This is a genomic window from Leucobacter aridicollis (assembly GCF_013409595.1).
Classification (GTDB): Bacteria; Actinomycetota; Actinomycetes; order Actinomycetales; family Microbacteriaceae; genus Leucobacter; species Leucobacter aridicollis.
This window is the reverse complement of the sequence record NZ_JACCBD010000001.1, coordinates 3,265,199-3,280,905: the sequence shown is the minus strand read 5'-3', so window position 1 is coordinate 3,280,905 and position 15,707 is coordinate 3,265,199. Positions and strand designations below refer to the sequence as shown.

Annotated in this window: 10 protein-coding genes and 1 tRNA gene; 9 read left to right on the top strand and 2 right to left on the bottom strand. The window is 70.1% G+C overall.

The annotated features are described in order from the left end of the window. The first annotated feature begins 10 nt into the window (after nt 1-10). The gene (locus BJ960_RS15105; RefSeq protein ID WP_185987886.1) at nt 11-1,729 is read left to right on the top strand and encodes an acyl-CoA dehydrogenase family protein; all 1,719 of its coding nucleotides are present in this window, start codon (nt 11-13) and stop codon (nt 1,727-1,729) included. A 16-nt stretch (nt 1,730-1,745) separates the two neighbouring features. Here the strand turns inward: BJ960_RS15105 and BJ960_RS15100 are convergent, their stop codons facing one another. Beyond that, nucleotides 1,746-2,660 carry a 3-methyladenine DNA glycosylase gene (locus BJ960_RS15100; protein ID WP_185987885.1) on the bottom strand — a complete coding sequence of 305 codons (915 nt, stop codon included), beginning with the start codon at nt 2,658-2,660 and terminating at the stop codon, nt 1,746-1,748. Then, a complete protein-coding gene (locus BJ960_RS15095) occupies nt 2,657-3,046 on the bottom strand; it encodes an RNA-binding S4 domain-containing protein (protein ID WP_121076384.1) in 390 nt (129 codons plus the stop codon). Before BJ960_RS15095 ends, BJ960_RS15100 begins: the two co-directional genes overlap by 4 nt. A gap of 77 nt (nt 3,047-3,123) precedes the next feature. Between BJ960_RS15095 and BJ960_RS15090 the strand changes: the two genes are divergently transcribed. The 8 genes from BJ960_RS15090 to BJ960_RS15055 all read left to right on the top strand — a co-directional run bounded on the left by BJ960_RS15090 (nt 3,124) and on the right by BJ960_RS15055 (nt 15,700). Further along, nucleotides 3,124-3,750 carry a YigZ family protein gene (locus BJ960_RS15090; RefSeq protein WP_185987884.1) on the top strand — a complete coding sequence of 209 codons (627 nt, stop codon included), beginning with the start codon at nt 3,124-3,126 and terminating at the stop codon, nt 3,748-3,750. Nucleotides 3,751-4,075: 325 nt separating this feature from the next. Beyond that, nucleotides 4,076-5,275 carry a DNA polymerase III subunit delta' gene (locus tag BJ960_RS15085; RefSeq protein WP_185987883.1) on the top strand — a complete coding sequence of 400 codons (1,200 nt, stop codon included), beginning with the start codon at nt 4,076-4,078 and terminating at the stop codon, nt 5,273-5,275. Further along, nucleotides 5,272-6,873: an alpha/beta fold hydrolase gene (locus tag BJ960_RS15080; protein WP_185987882.1), complete on the top strand. Its 1,602-nt coding sequence runs from the start codon at nt 5,272-5,274 to the stop codon at nt 6,871-6,873. Before BJ960_RS15085 ends, BJ960_RS15080 begins: the two co-directional genes overlap by 4 nt. A gap of 65 nt (nt 6,874-6,938) precedes the next feature. Continuing rightward, nucleotides 6,939-7,010, top strand: a tRNA-Thr gene (locus BJ960_RS15075). Between the two features lie 212 nt (nt 7,011-7,222). Next, nucleotides 7,223-7,651, top strand: coding sequence for a 50S ribosomal protein L11 (gene rplK / locus BJ960_RS15070; RefSeq protein WP_119282594.1), 429 nt, complete (start codon nt 7,223-7,225; stop codon nt 7,649-7,651). 10 nt (nt 7,652-7,661) lie between these two features. Continuing rightward, complete coding sequence (rplA, locus tag BJ960_RS15065; protein ID WP_185987881.1) at nt 7,662-8,351, top strand: 50S ribosomal protein L1; 690 nt, start codon at nt 7,662-7,664, stop codon at nt 8,349-8,351. Between the two features lie 255 nt (nt 8,352-8,606). After that, nucleotides 8,607-9,743, top strand: coding sequence for a serine/threonine-protein kinase (locus BJ960_RS15060; protein WP_121076398.1), 1,137 nt, complete (start codon nt 8,607-8,609; stop codon nt 9,741-9,743). Beyond that, the gene (locus BJ960_RS15055; RefSeq protein WP_221936318.1) at nt 9,740-15,700 is read left to right on the top strand and encodes an Ig-like domain-containing protein; all 5,961 of its coding nucleotides are present in this window, start codon (nt 9,740-9,742) and stop codon (nt 15,698-15,700) included. The genes BJ960_RS15060 and BJ960_RS15055 overlap by 4 nt, the downstream gene beginning before the upstream one ends. Nucleotides 15,701-15,707: the final 7 nt, after the last annotated feature.

The window sequence follows — 15,707 nt, the reverse complement described above, 5'->3', positions numbered from 1 at the left end:
GGAGACACCGATGTCAACCACAACAGCACCCCAGGTCACGACAGCACCCCAGGCCGCGACAGCGGGCGCCCAGCTGCGCCCTGCCCCTGTCGGCCGCACCCACACCGTGAAGAATCAGCCGCCGGAGCGGGTCGCCATCAACGAGTACTCCGAGTTTCCCGTGCTGCGCGAGGCGGTGCAGGCGTTCGGCGCGGGCTGGGCCGACGAGCAGCTCGTGACGACCGGCGCCCACGTCGGCACCGCCGAGTTCCAGGAAGACGCTCGGCTCGCAAACGCCGAGGGGCCAGAGCTGGTGAGCTTCGACCACCGCGGCAACCGCATCGACGAGGTGCGCTATCACCCGTCCTACCACCGCATCATCAGCGCCGCGGTCGCAGACGGTGCGCACACCTCCGCGTGGGCGCACCCCAGGCCGGGCGCGCACGTCGCACGCGCCGCGACGTTCTCGCTCTACGCCCAGATCGAGCCAGGGCACGGGTGCCCTGTGTCGATGACCCACGCGGTCGTGCCGGCGCTGGAGCACCAGCCCGACCTCGCGGCCACCTGGCTACCGCGCCTGTTCAAGACAGGCTACGACGGTGCGCTCCGCGCGCCAGGGGAGAAGCCCGGCGTGCTCATGGGAATGGCGATGACCGAGAAGCAGGGCGGCTCGGATGTGCGGGTCAACGAGACCGTCGCGCACCGCGTCGAGGGCGGCGCGCTGCTGACCGGGCACAAGTGGTTCTGCTCGGCGCCGATGTCCGACGCCTTCCTCGTGCTTGCGCGCGATGCCGGTGATCCTGACGGCCGGATCAGCTGTTTCTTCGTCCCCCGCATCCTCGAGGACGGCACACGCAACGAGTTCCGCGTGCAGCGGCTCAAGAACAAGCTCGGAAACAAGGCGAATGCGTCGAGCGAGATCGAGCTCGACGGTACCGTCGCGTACCCGGTCGGCGAGCAGGGCCGTGGCGTGCGGACGATCATTGAAATGGTCGCGCGTACCCGTCTCGACTGCGTGCTCGGCACTGCGGCCGGCATGCGCCAGGCGGTCGCGGAGGCGCTCTGGCACGTGCGGCATCGTGCGGCCTTCGGACGCACGCTCATCGACCAGCCCGCGATGACTGGCGTCGTCACCGACCTTGCGCTCGAGTCTGAGGCGGCCACGCTGCTCGCGATGCGCCTCGCCGCCGCCCACGAGGACGAGGCCGACGCGCAGGAGAAGTCGTTCAGGCGGCTCGCGACGGCCGTGGCGAAGTACCGGATCTGCAAGCGCGGCCCGGCACACGCCTATGAAGCCATGGAGTGCCTCGGCGGCAACGGCTACACCGAGGACTTCCCGCTCGCGATGCGCTACCGGGAGCAGCCGGTGAGCGCGATCTGGGAGGGCTCGGGCAACGTGATCGCGCTCGACGTGCTCCGCGCGCTCACCCGCGAGCCCGAAAGCGTTGCCGCGTTCGACGCTGAACTCGCGCTCGCCGCCGGCGCGGACGACCGCTACGACGCACTGCGCTCGCGGGTGCAGCGCGAACTTGCCGATATTGCGGGCGCGACGCCCGACGTCGCGCAGGCTGGCGCACGTCGCCTCGTCGGCACCATGGGGCTCGCGCTCCAGGCTGGGCTGATGCTGCGTTACGCCCCGTCGGCGAGCGCCGACGCGTTCATCGGGGCCCGCCTGGGTGAGGACCGGGGCATCGACTACGGCGTCCTGCCCGCGGGCACCGACCACGAGACGATCCTCGCCAGGCACTAGCCCGGCTCGGCCCCCGCTAGCCTGCTTCGGCGGGCGCGGGGGCCCCGACGGCCACGCGAGCGATCGCGATCGCGTCGAGCACGCGCTGCCGGAGCGCGTTGCCGCGGACGGCGAACTCGCGCTGGCGGCGGACGTACTCCTGCTTCCCGGCGGTCGTCTCGATCGGGATCGGCGCGAGCTCCACCCCCTCGTGGTCCGTGAAGCCGGTGACGTCGTAGGGCGAGGCCTGCATATCGACGAACCGGATGTCGCGCGCGAACTCGAACGCATCGAGCAGCAGCTCGCCAGGCACGACGGGGCCGAGCTTCGTGACCCACTTGTAGATGTCCATGCCGGCGTGGAGACAGCCGGACTGCTCCATGTCGGGCTGCGTCTCGCGCGTCGGCGAGAGGCGATTCAACGGCGCCGCGTCAGGGGTGAAGAACCGATACGCGTCGAAGTGGCTGCAGCCAATCGTGTGCGATTCGACGACGGCATCGGTCGCGGCGTGCCCGATGCGCAGCGGCAGCCTCGTGTGCCGCAGCTGCTCCGGGGTGAGGCGATACACCATCGCCCACTCGTGCAGCCCGAAGCAGCCGAACTGCGGGGCGCGATCCAGGGTCGCGGAGAGGAGCCCCTCGACGTAGTCGACGGTCTGGCCCCGCTTCGCGAAGAACGCCGCGAGATCAACCGATGCGGCCCCGTCCGAGGCGACCCGGTAGTACCGCCAGTCGGCGCGCTCCTGGCCGCCCTCGAGCGAGACGCCCGCCCCGGGGTGCCACCGACGCAGCTCCGCGGGCTTGACGGGGTAGTAGGTGAAGAGAAAGTCCTCGATCGGGTGGGACTCTCCGCGAAGCCGCCGCGCCCGGTGCCCGGCGGTCAGCGCGTCGGCGCGCGCCTCGTGATCCGCCTGGCGCACGGACCAGCGGTCGCGGGCGATCGGCCGGCTCACTCGTCGCCCGGCCTGAGGAAGGCGTCGCGGCCGCGCAGCTTCTCGAGCTCGCGACGGTCGCGCTTGGTCGGCCTGCCGGCCCCCGGATCGCGGTACACCGTCATGGGTCGCTCGACGCGCGGCGGGGCGGGCGGGGTGAGATCCTCAAAGTTCGTGGCGGCCTCGGTCGCGCTGCCGCGCCTGGTCGCGAGACCCGTGACCCGGTAGATGCGTTCGATGCTGTGGAGGCGAGTACGAACGATATCGCCGATCCTGACAGGCTGCGAGGCCTTCGCGGGGGCGTCGTTCACGCGCACGTGACCCGCACGGCACGCAGCCGTCGCCTGGCTGCGGGTCTTCGCAAGCCGAACGGCCCACACCCAACTGTCCACACGCACTGAAGTCACGCATTGATCGTAACCCGGCGGGCTGAGTCGGCTGCGCGGCTGGGGTCCGCGTGCCGGGAACGTGACACGATAGGGGCATGGCTGCTGAGTACGAGACCATCTCCGGCCGAGTGGAGACGGAGATTGAGATCTCGCGCTCGCGCTTCCTCACACGGCTGGAACGCGTTGACTCCGAGGACGCCGCGCGCGCGGTGATCGCTGACGTCCGGGCCGAGCACCCGCGAGCGCGCCACCACTGCTCGGCGTTCGTCATCGGACCCGACGGCAGGGTGCAGCGCTCGAACGACGACGGCGAACCGAGCGGCACGGCTGGTGCCCCCATGCTCGACGCGCTTGTTTCTGCGGGGTTGAGCGACGTCGTGGCCGTCGTCACCCGCTACTTCGGCGGCGTGCTGCTCGGCGCAGGCGGGCTGACCCGGGCCTACCGGGCGTCGGTCGCCGGCGCCGTGCTCGACGCGACGCGGGTGCGCCGCGGGCTCCGTCACGAGGTCCAGGTGGACGCGAGCTATGAGGTCGCCGCCCAGATCGAGGCCGAGGCGCGCCGCCGCGGGTACGCGGTCGGAACGGCGGACTACAGCGACACCGTGCTGCAGCGCTTCGCCGTCGCCGAGGATGAGATCTCGGGGCTCCAAGCGCTCGCCGCAGAGCTGAGCGCGGGGGCTGCCACGGTGACTCCGGGAGCGGCCGGCTACGTGGACCTGTAGCGCCCGTGCCGCCTGCCTGCCTGCCTGCAACAGCCGTACCGCCTGCCTGCAACAGCTGTACCGCCTGCGTGCACAACGGTCTTACCGCCTGGGATCGGCAAATCCAATCCCCAAGAACGCCCCAGGCTGCATATCTTCCGCAGATCTGCCGGAGTACTGCCGGAGTACTGCCGGAGTACTGCCGAAGTATTGCCGGAGTGCTGCCGGAGTAGTGCCGGAGCACTACCGGAGTGCTGCCGGTGTGCTCCCGCGTCTGCCGGGCCTCCGCCGGTGGCCGCGCCGCATTGCCAGTCTCGCCGTCAGGGGTAGGCGATAGCCTTGCGGCATGGATTTCTGGTCTGAGATAGTCGGGCAGCCCGCGGCCGTCGAGGCGCTGTCGCGCGCGGCCGGCCCCGACGGCGGGCCCGCGCACGCCTGGCTCATTACCGGCCCGCCCGGTTCCGGTCGCTCAAACCTCGCCTATCGTTTCGCCGCCGCGCTGATCGCCCGCGAGGAGGCAGACCGCGAGCGCGTGTTTGCCCAGGTACGCGGTCGCACCCACCCCGACTTCGCGGCGCTCACGACGCAGGCCGCGGTGATCCGCATCGACAGCGCGCGCGAGATCGTGACGACGGCGCACTACGCGCCGAGCGAGGGCCGCTACCGGGTCATCGTGATCGAGGATGCGGATCGGATGACGGAGCACACGTCGAACGTCCTGTTGAAGGCGATCGAGGAGCCGCCTGAGCGCACCATCTGGGTGCTCTGCGCCCCGAGCGAGGCAGACCTGCTGCCGACAATCCGTTCGCGTACCCGCTCGGTTCGGCTCGTGACGCCGAGCGTCGCCGACGTGACCAGGCTGCTCGTCGAGCGTGACGGCGTCGAACCCGGTCTCGCGGAGCGCGCCGCCCGACTCGCCCAGAGCCACATCGGTATGGCTCGGCGGCTCGCGAGCGATCCCGAGGCCATGAGCCGCCGCGAGCGGTCGATCACGGGCGCCCTGACAGCGCACACGCTCGGGGACGCCATGGCGGTCGCAGCCTCGCTCGTCGCGATTGCACAGGCCGACGCCGACGCGCTCACGGAACAGCTCGATGCGAGCGAGCGGGAGGACGCGATGCGCAACCTCGGCATCGCGCCGGGCGCCGCCATCCCTCCGAAGCTTCGCTCACAGATGAAGGCGCTCGAGGAGGATCAGGAGCGGCGGCGCAAGCGAAGCCTGCGCGACGGCATCGACCGGATCCTGACCGATCTGCTGTCGCTCTACCGCGACGTCTTGCTCTCCACCCTCGGCGCCGTCGGCGAGCCCGCGGGTGCCGGTGACGACGCCGGTCCGGCCGGGGCGCTGCCGCAGCTCGTCAACGCCGAGTCGGGGGCCGCGATCCGAGACCTCGCCGAGCGTTGGAATCCGGAGCAGGCCCTCGCCGTGGTCTCCGCCACCGAGGAGGCGCGTGAACGGCTCAGCCGCGCGATCACTCCCGGCCTGGTCCTGGAGGCGCTGTTCGCGCGGATTGTGATGGCCGACAACCGGGTGCTGAAGTCATGAGCGCGCCAGAACTCACTCCGTGGCCGGACGACCAGGACGGGCCTCGGCGCCGCTCGCCGTGGAAGCGGTGGGTGCTCGTCATCGGTGTCGTGCTCGTGATCGTCGGGCTCGTCGTGTCGCTGACCGGCGTGTGGCAACTGCTGCAGCCCACCGTGCAACGGCCAACTGAGGTCGAACTTGAACTTCCCGCCAAGCCCGTCGGCGGGGCCTACGGCGAGCAGACGCCGAAGTGGACGGACTGCGGCGAGGGCTTTGAATGCGCCGACGTTCGCGCCCCGCTTGACTGGGATGACCCCGAGGGCGAGACGATCCGGCTGCGAATGGTGAAGCATCCGGCGACGAGCGGGGAGCCGCTCGGCACGCTGTTTGTGAACCCCGGCGGCCCCGGAGCCTCCGGCGCCGATTTTGTGCGAAACGCGCTGGACTCCGCGGCGGGCGCACCGCTGCAGCGCAGCTTCGACGTCGTCGGCTGGGACCCGCGCGGCGTCGGCGCCTCGAGCCCGGTGACATGCTTGGACGCGCAAGACATGGACGAGTATCTCTTCGGGGTCAGCGACAGCACCGCCGAGCGCGGGAGCGCGAAGTGGATCGAGGAGGCCGAAGCGTCCTCCCGCCGGTTTGGCGAGGCGTGCCTCGAGAACACGGGCGAGCTCCTCGGACACGTCGACACCGTGTCCACCGTGCGCGACCTCGACATGCTCCGCGAGATCCAGGGCGACGAGCAGCTGAACTACCTCGGCTACTCGTACGGGACGCACATCGGTGCGCGCTACGCGGAGATGTTCCCCGAGAAGGTCGGCCGCCTCGTGCTCGACGGCGTGCTCGACCCGACGGCGAGCGAGGCTGACGTCGTCAAGGAGCAGACCCGCGGCTTCGAGCTCGCGCTGCGGAGCTACGCGGAGGCGTGCCTCGCGACCAAGGATTGCCCGTTGAGCGGCACGGTCGACGAGGCCATGGCTCAGATCGGTGACCTGCTCGACGACGTCGACGAGCACCCGATCGTCGCCGCCGACGGCCGCACGCTCACCGCATCGACGATGCTCACCGCAATCATCACCCCGCTCTATTCGGAATCGAACTGGGGCTACCTCAACTCGCTCTTCGAGACCGTGGCGGAGGGGAACGCCGACGTCGCCTTCTCGCTCGCCGACTCCTACTACGGGCGTCTCGACGGCGAGTACCTCGACAACTCCACCGAAGCGTTCCAGGCAATCAATTGCCTGGACTACCCGAACTCGATCGATCCGGAACGCATGCGCGAGCAAGCGGCCGAGCTCGAACGAATCGCGCCGACAATCGGGAGATTCCAGGGATTCGGTGACGTGTCGTGCGCGGGGTGGCCGGTGAAGGGCGTGCAGGAGCGCATGGCCGTGCAGGCCGCAGGCGCCGACCCAATTCTCGTGATCGGAACGACGGGCGACCCGGCGACGCCGTACCGCTGGGCCGAGGCCCTTTCCGAGCAGCTTGAGAGCGGCGTGCTCGTCAGGTTTGAGGGTGAGGGGCACACCGCCTACGGGCAGAGCGGCTGCGTGAATGACCTGGTGGAGCGTTACTTTATCGAGGGCGAGGTTCCCGCTTCGGGCGCGACCTGCAGCTAGCTGCGCAATATTGGCTCGGCATTCGTGCTAGAGTTTTTGCTTGTGTGCAGCGCTTGCTGCACCAGGCCGCCTTAGCTCAGGGGTAGAGCAGTTCCCTCGTAAAGAACAGGTCATCGGTTCAAATCCGATAGGCGGCTCAGATATGAACGGCCCGGACCAGATGGAAACATCTGGTCCGGGCCGTTCGCGTATCCACCGGCGGGCGGGGATGCAGGATCGCGCGCGATCCGCTAAACTATTGAGGTTTGTGTCCGTGAGTCATCGCGGCTGCAACAACACCGCGCGCCGGAACGGCCGGCGAGGCGGGAGAACGAGTGCGACCGCGCTCGTTCGGCGAAAGGAAACAATCATGGCAAAAGCCAAGAAGGTTACCGGTCTGATTAAGCTTCAGATCGCAGCCGGCGCCGCCAACCCGGCACCCCCCGTGGGTCCTGCCCTGGGTCAGCACGGCGTCAACATCATGGAGTTCTGCAAGGCGTACAACGCTGCGACGGAATCCCAGCGCGGCAACGTTGTTCCCGTGGAGATCACTGTCTACGAGGATCGCTCGTTCACCTTCATCCTGAAGACCCCGCCGGCGGCGGAGCTCCTCAAGAAGGCTGCCGGCGTCCAGAAGGGCTCGGGCACCCCGCACACCGTCAAGGTTGCGAAGGTTACGGCTGAGCAGGTTCGCCAGATCGCCGAGCAGAAGAAGGCTGACCTGAACGCGAACGACATCGACGCAGCAGCGAAGATCATCGCGGGCACCGCTCGCTCCATGGGCATCACGGTCGAGTAAGGGTACGAACATGGCACAGAAGTCGAAGGCGTACCGCGCCGCTGCCGCAAAGATTCAGGCAGACAAGTTCTACACTCCCGCCGAGGCAGTCGCCCTGGCGAAGGAGACCGGTTCGGCAAAGACCGACGCGACCGTTGAGGTTGCTGTTCGTCTCGGCGTCGACCCCCGTAAGGCCGATCAGATGGTTCGCGGCACCGTGAACCTTCCCCACGGCACCGGCAAGACCGCACGCGTCATCGTGTTCGCAAACGGCCCGGCAGCTGAGGCTGCTCTCGCCGCTGGCGCAGACGAGGTCGGCGGCGACGAGCTCATCGAGAAGGTGGCCGCTGGCTACACCGACTTCGATTCGGCTGTCGCGACCCCCGAGCTCATGGGCAAGGTCGGTCGTCTCGGTAAGGTTCTCGGCCCCCGCGGTCTGATGCCGAACCCGAAGACCGGCACCGTCACGATGGACACCGCAAAGGCTGTCACCGACATCAAGGGCGGCAAGATCGAGTTCCGCGTCGACAAGCACGCGAACGTGCACTTCATCGTCGGCAAGGCGTCGTTCTCGGCTGAGCAGCTCAACGACAACATCTCGTCGGTTCTCGACGAGATCGTGCGTCTCAAGCCTGCATCGGCAAAGGGCAAGTACGTCATCAAGGGCGCTGTCTCGACCACCTTCGGTCCTGGCATTCCGCTCGACGTTTCGGGCCTCTAAGGTTCGATTCGAGGCGTCACGCTTCAGTGGGGACGGCCCCGCCACTTCGGTGGCGGGGCCGTTTCTCTGTCTGCGGGGCGTGGGGAAGACGACTCGCGCGTCGCCGAGCGGCGCAGAAGGCGACGTGAAGCGCGCGTAACTTGTCCACAACCCGGTGCGGCCCGGGCGCGTCGCCGTCGCTCACTGCGTAAGATAGCTGTATGTTTGTCGCCGAATTCATCGTCCGTGCGCAGGCACGCTCGGTGGAGTAGCGAGATGGCCGAGCAGCAGCTCCGACCGCCCGGCATCCCGGGGTTCTCGTACGTGCGGCCGCTCGGTTCGGGTGGCTTCGCGCAGGTGCACCTGTACGAACAGGACATGCCCAGGCGCGTCGTCGCCGTGAAGGTGCTCGATGCGGGCCAGGGGTCCCCGAACGCGACACGGCTCCGCGAGGTGTTCGAGGGCGAGGCTGACGTGATGGCGCGGCTCTCGAGCCATCCATCGGTCGTCACGATCTATCAGGCGAGCATTTCGCTCGATGGCTCGCCCTATATCGCTATGGAGTACTGCCCTGCCTCGATGGGGGCCCTCACGAAGGGGCAGCCGGCGCAGCTGTCGGACGTGCTCGATGCGGGCGTCCGCATCGCCGGGGCACTCGAGACCGCGCACCGCGCAGGCGTGCTGCACCGGGACATCAAGCCGTCGAACGTGCTGCTCACGACGCTCGGCAAACCGGTGCTCGCCGACTTCGGCATCGCCTACGTCACCAAACGCGGCCAGCCTGAGGAGGCCGAGGTCGCGATGTCGATTCCGTGGTCCGCGCCGGAGGTGCTCAGCCTGAAGGTGAGCGGTTCCGTTGCGACCGAGGTGTGGGCGCTCGGCGCGACGCTATACACGTTCGCCGCGGGCAGGTCGCCCTTTGAACTGCCGGATCGCGCGCAGAACACGAGGTCCAAGCTCGCCGACCGGATCACGAAGGCGAAGTACGTGCCCGTGCCCGGAGCGCAGGGCTACGAGTTGTTCGACCGCGTCATGGCGCGCGCGCTGGGACGGACGCCGGCCGACAGGTTCGGGTCGATGCGCGAGTTCGGCGAGGCGCTGCAGGAGCTGCAGCGGCGCTACGGCTTCGAGGTGACGCCCCTCGAGATTGTCGCAGAGGCGTGGCTGCCGCGAGTTGAGAGCATTCCCGCGGGCACCCGCGGCCCCGTGGTGAGCACGGTCGCGTCGACGTCGCGTGCGGAGGAACGCGCGAGACTGCTCGAGGAGCGCAGGGGCGCGGACCGAGACGGCGTCGTTCACGACCGGGCGCCGCTGTCGCCCGTGAAGGCGGGGCTGCTTGGCGCTGGCATCGGCGTCGGCGCGGTCATCGTCATCGGCGCCGTGCTGTGGGCGACGCTTGGCGGCGGGCTATGAGCCAGCGGGTGCAGCGCGAACGAGAGCGCGGCAACGGCTCGGGCCGCGCCCGCGGGTGGATCGCTGGGGTCGCGGCCGTCGCGGTGGTGGCCACGGTTGGCGTGATCTCGAGCGGGTTTGACTCTCGCGAGACGCCACGTGCCGAGCCGAGCGTGTGGGTCATGCGCGACGCCGGCCAGTACGCGCGCGTGAACACCGAGACCGGCGAGATCGATACCGTCCGCAAGGTGAGCGAGCCGTCCGGCGTGGTGCAGCGCGGCGCCGACAGCGTGGTGCTCAGTCACGGCAACGGGCAGGCCTGGCACATCGACGCCGCGAGCCCCGAAGACCTCTCCGACGACCGGGCGAGCGGCGCACAGGGCGAAGCGGAGGGCGGCACGACCGCGCAGCGCGCCGCGGACAGCGAGGAAGACACGACCGACGGAGGCGGCCAGCCGACCGTGCTCGGGTCCGAGGCCACGCCACTGCCCGAGGGCGCGGATGACGTCATCGGAGCGGGCGAGCATCTCCTCGTGCGCACGGACTCGGGAAAGGTCTACATCGGATCGGACGCGGGCTCGCTCGCGCAGCTCGATCTGAGGGAGGCCGGCGACGCGGGCGGCGACGCCGGCGATCAGGATCCCGCGCTCGACTTCCTCGCCGACGCGGCGGCGCTCGACGAGACCGGCGCCGTCGCCCTCTACTCTGCGAGCAGCGACACGCTGCTGCAGTACGACATCGGGGCCGACAGGTTCCGGAGCGCCGTGACGCTGCCGGCCGCCGCGACCGGGATCGCCGAGCCCGAGCTCGCCATCGTGTCCGGCGACTGGGTGTTGTTCGATCCCGAGAGCGGCCGCGTGTTTCGCGCGGGCGCCGACCCACAGACGATCGAGGCGGCTGGCGCTGCGCGGCTGCAGTGGAGCGGTGACGGTGACGGTCCGGGAGCCGGCGGCGGCACCGCGGCGCTCATCGCCGATACGGCGGGCCTGTGGCGCGTGCCGGCCACGGGCGAACCCGAGCGGATCGCCGAGAGCGCGGGCGTTCCGGCCCGGCCGAGTGTCGTCGGGGGGTCGCGCGTCGCCGCATGGATCGACCGGGCAGGCGGAACGCTCTGGCGAAGCGACGCCGCGGCCGAGGCAGCGCTCCGACCGCTGAGCTTCGACGAAGCCGCAGGGACCATCGGAGACCCGGAGCCGACGTTCTTCTCGAATGGGGAGCGCGCGGTGCTCGGGGAGACCCGTAGCGGCATGCTCTGGACGCTGCCCGACGGCAGGTTGATCCCGCTCTCCCAGTGGACGATTTCGGACCCACCGAAGGAAGACCGCGGGAGCGTCGTCGTCGAGGAGGTGACGGAGCAGGTCGCGCCTGTCGCGCAGGACGATGCGTTTGGCGTCCGCGGAAGCGAGCCGGCGCAGCTGCAGGTGCTGCTGAACGACTACGACGCGAACAAGCGCGACGTTCTCACGATCGTTCCCGAGTCGCTCAGCGAGTCGCCGTTGCCGGAAGCCTTCGGCACCGTGGAGCTGCTGGCTGACGCGCAATCGCTGATGATTCGGCCAGCGTCCGGCGCGTCGGGCTCCGCCAGCTTCAGCTACCGCGTCACCGACGGCGCACTCAGCTCGCCGCCCGCGACGGTGACCCTGACCGTGGTCGCTGACGACGTGAACACTGCACCCGAGTGGTGCCCGGTTGCCGGGTGCCAGCTTGAGTGGGGTGTCCCGGAGATCGCCCCCGGTGGGACGCTCGTCCACCCGATCCTCGAGGGCTGGGTCGATCCCGAGGGCGATCCGATGTTGCTTGCCGGCGTCGAGATGCTCCGCCCCGAGGACCCCGCGCGAGCGATGGTGACCGCCGACGGCAGGCTCGCGGTCAAGCACCTCGACCCGAACGCCGGGGCCTCGGAGATCATGCTGCGGGTCACCGTCAGAGACGCGCACGGCGCGGAGGCGCACCGCGACCTGCAGGTCGCGGTGCAGCCGAACGCTGTCGCGAAGTTTGTTGGCACCGCGGTGAGCACCCGCGTCGGGTCGGTCTCCACGCTCAACCTGCTCGCACGCGTGTCCGGTGGGTCCGGCACATTCGTGGTGCGCGACGTCAACGTGCTCAGCGGGAGCGACCGCGTTCGTGCGACGGCGAAGCCAGCCGACGGCACCGTCGAGATTGCCGCTTCAAGCGCAGGCCAGGCGCTCCTCTCGGTCGGCCTCACCGACGTCGGGACCGGGGCAGAACTCACAGGGGTCGTGCGGGTCACCGCCACGGACGGCGGCGCTGCGCTCGCCCTCCCGCCGCTCCGGGCGTTCGTGCGGCCATTCGCTGACTCGACCATCGAGGTACTCGACGCGATCCCCGACGCGAGCTCCCGGGCGCTGGCCGTCGCGTCGGCGACGGTCGTAGACGGTCAGCTTCGGGCCGAAGTTATCGACCACTCGAAGGTGCGCGTCGCAGGCAGCACCGAGGACGGGGCGGCGGGACGCGTTGGCGCCGCAGACGTCGTCGTCACGGAGGGCGCGGCGCAGGCGACCGGGCGGCTCACGGTCTTCCAGGTGCCGGAGTCGAGCCTCGGCGGCGCCGTGGCCGTCGCCGACACCGCGACGGTGCGCGCCGGCGACGTCGTCGACATTCGGGTGCTCGACAACGACGTGTCCGCCCCGGGCGAGCGGCTCGTGCTGCACCCGGAGATCACCGGCACGGGCGCCCGGGGTGAGCTCGCGTTCGCGTCCGGCAGCGTGCTGCGGTACCTCGCCCCAGAGAAGGCCGGAACCTACGAACTTCGCTATACGACCTATGGCGCGTCATCGCCCGAGGCGAGCGACACGGGCACGGTGACCGTGCGCGTGGTCCCGAAGGGGTCGAACTCGAACCCGCAGCCGCGTGAGCTCACGACGAGAGTGTCGCCTGGCGGGGTCGCCGAGGTCCGTGTGCCGCTGTCGGGCGTCGATCCTGATGGCGACCGCGTGCGGCTCACCGGCGTCAGCCAGGGCGAAGACTCGCACGTCGCGGCGGCAATCACACCCGCCGGAAATGCGATCTCCGTGTCCGTCAGCGACGACGCCGAGGCTGGCCTGCACACGATCACCTACGCCGTGCAGGATGGCAGGGGCGGGTCGGGCGAGGCGCGCATCCGCGTCATCGTCGCCGCGCAGCAGGAAACGGGCGCCCCGATCGTCTCAAGCGACTACGTGCGGGTGGCGCTCGGCTCGGATGCGCCGGTGACGATCTCGCCCCTCGACAACGACATCGACCCGGCCGGCGGCTCGCTCTCGATTCTCACGGTCGAGCCGAACCTACCCGGCGGATCCAAGCACCCGGACTACGCGCGAGCCGCCGCCCGGATCGATCTCTCGGAGATGAAGCGCGGTCGCGTCTCGGTCGCTCCGGGAGCCGAGCCGGGGACGGTGTCCTACCGCTACACGGTGAAATCCGGCGCCTCATCGAGCACCGCAGACGGGCTCATCCTGGTGCAAACCTCCGACCGGGTCGGGTCGCAGGCGCCCTCCGTCACCGACACCGTCATGAGCGTGCGCGACAGGCACGACCTCGCGCGGGGCGGAGTCGACGTCGTGACCGACAAGGTGCGCTGGGCCGCGGGCGACGTCGCCGGCCTCAAACTCTCGCTCTGGGAGGGCGCAAAGCCTGGGTACACGGTCAAGGGCAACCGGATTCTCGGCGAGTACAAGCCCGGGGGCGACCTCGTCGCGTTCAAGCTCAGCGGCACCGACGCAGCGGGCACGAAGGTGACGAGCTACGGATTCCTCATCGTGCCACCGCTCGATGACCTGCGGCTCACGCTGCGGCAGGGGCTGTCGCCCCTCTCCGTCGACGAGAACAAGACCGTGCAGGCGACCGTGCCGGCCCTCGTCGATCTCGGGGCGGGCGACACGGTCGAGCTCAAGCAGGGAGCCTTCCCGGTTGGGCGGTCGAGCGCCCGGTGCGAGGCGACCTCGCCAGATACGCTGCAGTACGCGGCGGGGGCCGAGGCGCCGTGGTCAGACGTCTGCGTGATCGACGTCCGCCTCGCCGGCCAGTCCACCTGGACCTCCCTCCCGGTGCCCGTGACGATCGTGCCACGCGAGCCCGTCGTGAAACTCGAGCCCCTCACCCGGACGGTGTCGCCCGGCGCGACCGAGTCCATCGACCTGTCGGACATGGTGCGGTGGGAGGGGAACCGGGCAGGCGACGCGTCGAAGCTCAAGTTCTCGGTTGCCGGATCGAGCTCGATGTTCGACGTGCGAGCCTCCGGAGCATCGGTGGCGGTCGAAGCGCGGGCTGACGCGACGCCGGGCAGCCAGGAGAACCTGACGGTGACGGTCGCGGGGGCCGGGGAGTCTCGCTCCCAGCTCGTGCTCCGCGTCGGCCAGGTCCCACGCGACACCCCACGCGGGGCGACCGTTGACCTACGGTGCACCGTCGGATCGTCCTGCGCGACAACCGTGATCGGCGCGGCAGGGGAGTACGACCCGTTCGCCGGCAAACGCGGCGGGGGGCTGAAGCTCGACACCGTCACGTCCGCTGGCTGCGCCGTTGCGACCGTGCGGCGCGCGAGCGACACCGGGATTGCTGTGGCCTGGGCAGATGATCGCGGCCCCGGCGGCCGGTGCACGGTCGGCTTCACTGTGCGCGACGCGCAGGGCAGGCTCGGCGAGGGCAGCATCGAGCTCGACGCGCAGGGCGTACCGCGCGCGCCGGCGAGCGTGACACCGACCGGGGCGAGCGCCGATAGCGTGACGCTCAGCGTTGCGCTGAATCCCCAATCCGCACACCCCGCGGTGTCCGGGGTCGAACTCGTGACGAGCGGCGGGGCGACCGCCGGGAGCTGCTCGCTCGCGGGCAGCTCCGCGACCTGCACGGTGAGCGGGCTGCAGCCGGGCAAAGCGAACCAGCAGACCTACTTCGCGCGCGCCGTGAACGGCGTTGGCCCCTCCGACCGCACCGCGAACGGCGCGACGACGTGGGCGTACGCGCCGCCGTCTGCGCCGAAGGTCGAGGCGACCCCGGTGCGCGACACATCGAACACCTCCACGACGCAGGGTAAGGTCGAGGTCCGTATCTCCGGGTCGGACTCCGCACGCACATTCAGGTTGACCGCGGGGGACCACACCGCCGTCGAGGTCGGCAGGCGCAGCGTGCAGCAGCTTCCCGTTGGCTCGCAGACGCTCACCGTGATCCCAGAGGACGGCGAGATCCCGCCGGGCTACTCTGGTTCCGGGCAGGGGAGCGCCGGGACGGCGGTTGTCACGGTCGCGGGTGCGCCAATCGCCGCGGCAAGCAGGATCGTGCCCGACGCCGCTGGCGCCGGCACGGCCACCGTCGAGTACGCGGAGTGGGGTCTGAATCACGCCCCCGGCATTGAGTACACGTTTGGCCTCGCCCGTGAGGGCGCTGGGCCGGCGAGGTGCAGCCAGAAGTCGCCGACGTTTACGGGCCTGACGCGGTTCTCGCAGTACTCGGGAGTCATGTGCGCGACCACCGACTTCGGCACGACCACGGCGCAGCTCTCCTCTGTCTGGGTGGGTGGCAGCCCCGAGGCGCCAGTCCTCACGCAGGGCTACGTCGTCGCGCCCGACGCGACAGGCACGGGCCGCGTTCGCGAATACGCCGGCATCGCCGCGCAGCCGACATTCTCAGGCACGCACAGCGCGGCCCGACTGTACTTCAGCACCGGCGACGTCGACACGCTCACGCGCGCACCGATCGCCGGCGCCCTCACCGTCAAACAGTGCGTCGGCGCGCCCGCCGCGGGCCGCTGCTCGCCCGAGGTGCAGGTCACGCCGCGCGATTCCGGCCCGACCGGCGTCCGCGTCACCCAGCTCGTCGAGTGCGTGCCCGCGGGTGCCGACCCCGCGGCGAGCTTCCAGATCGAGGGGACCGCGCCAGGCGCGCCGGTATTCACGGTCACTGGCAGCGATGTCGAGGTCGCATGGCCGGGCGGACAATGGAACCCGGTAACGTTCCAAGGAGCGGCGTGTGCGGTCCCGTAGCAGCCGC

What these genes read in the sequence shown, in the direction of transcription:
- BJ960_RS15055 (WP_221936318.1), top strand. Translation starts at nt 9,740, where the DNA reads ATGAGCCAGCGGGTGCAGCGCGAACGAGAGCGCGGCAACGGCTCGGGC.
- BJ960_RS15060 (WP_121076398.1), top strand. Translation starts at nt 8,607, where the DNA reads ATGGCCGAGCAGCAGCTCCGACCGCCCGGCATCCCGGGGTTCTCGTAC.
- BJ960_RS15105 (WP_185987886.1), top strand. Translation starts at nt 11, where the DNA reads ATGTCAACCACAACAGCACCCCAGGTCACGACAGCACCCCAGGCCGCG.
- BJ960_RS15085 (WP_185987883.1), top strand. Translation starts at nt 4,076, where the DNA reads ATGGATTTCTGGTCTGAGATAGTCGGGCAGCCCGCGGCCGTCGAGGCG.
- BJ960_RS15090 (WP_185987884.1), top strand. Translation starts at nt 3,124, where the DNA reads ATGGCTGCTGAGTACGAGACCATCTCCGGCCGAGTGGAGACGGAGATT.
- rplK (WP_119282594.1), top strand. Translation starts at nt 7,223, where the DNA reads ATGGCAAAAGCCAAGAAGGTTACCGGTCTGATTAAGCTTCAGATCGCA.
- BJ960_RS15080 (WP_185987882.1), top strand. Translation starts at nt 5,272, where the DNA reads ATGAGCGCGCCAGAACTCACTCCGTGGCCGGACGACCAGGACGGGCCT.
- rplA (WP_185987881.1), top strand. Translation starts at nt 7,662, where the DNA reads ATGGCACAGAAGTCGAAGGCGTACCGCGCCGCTGCCGCAAAGATTCAG.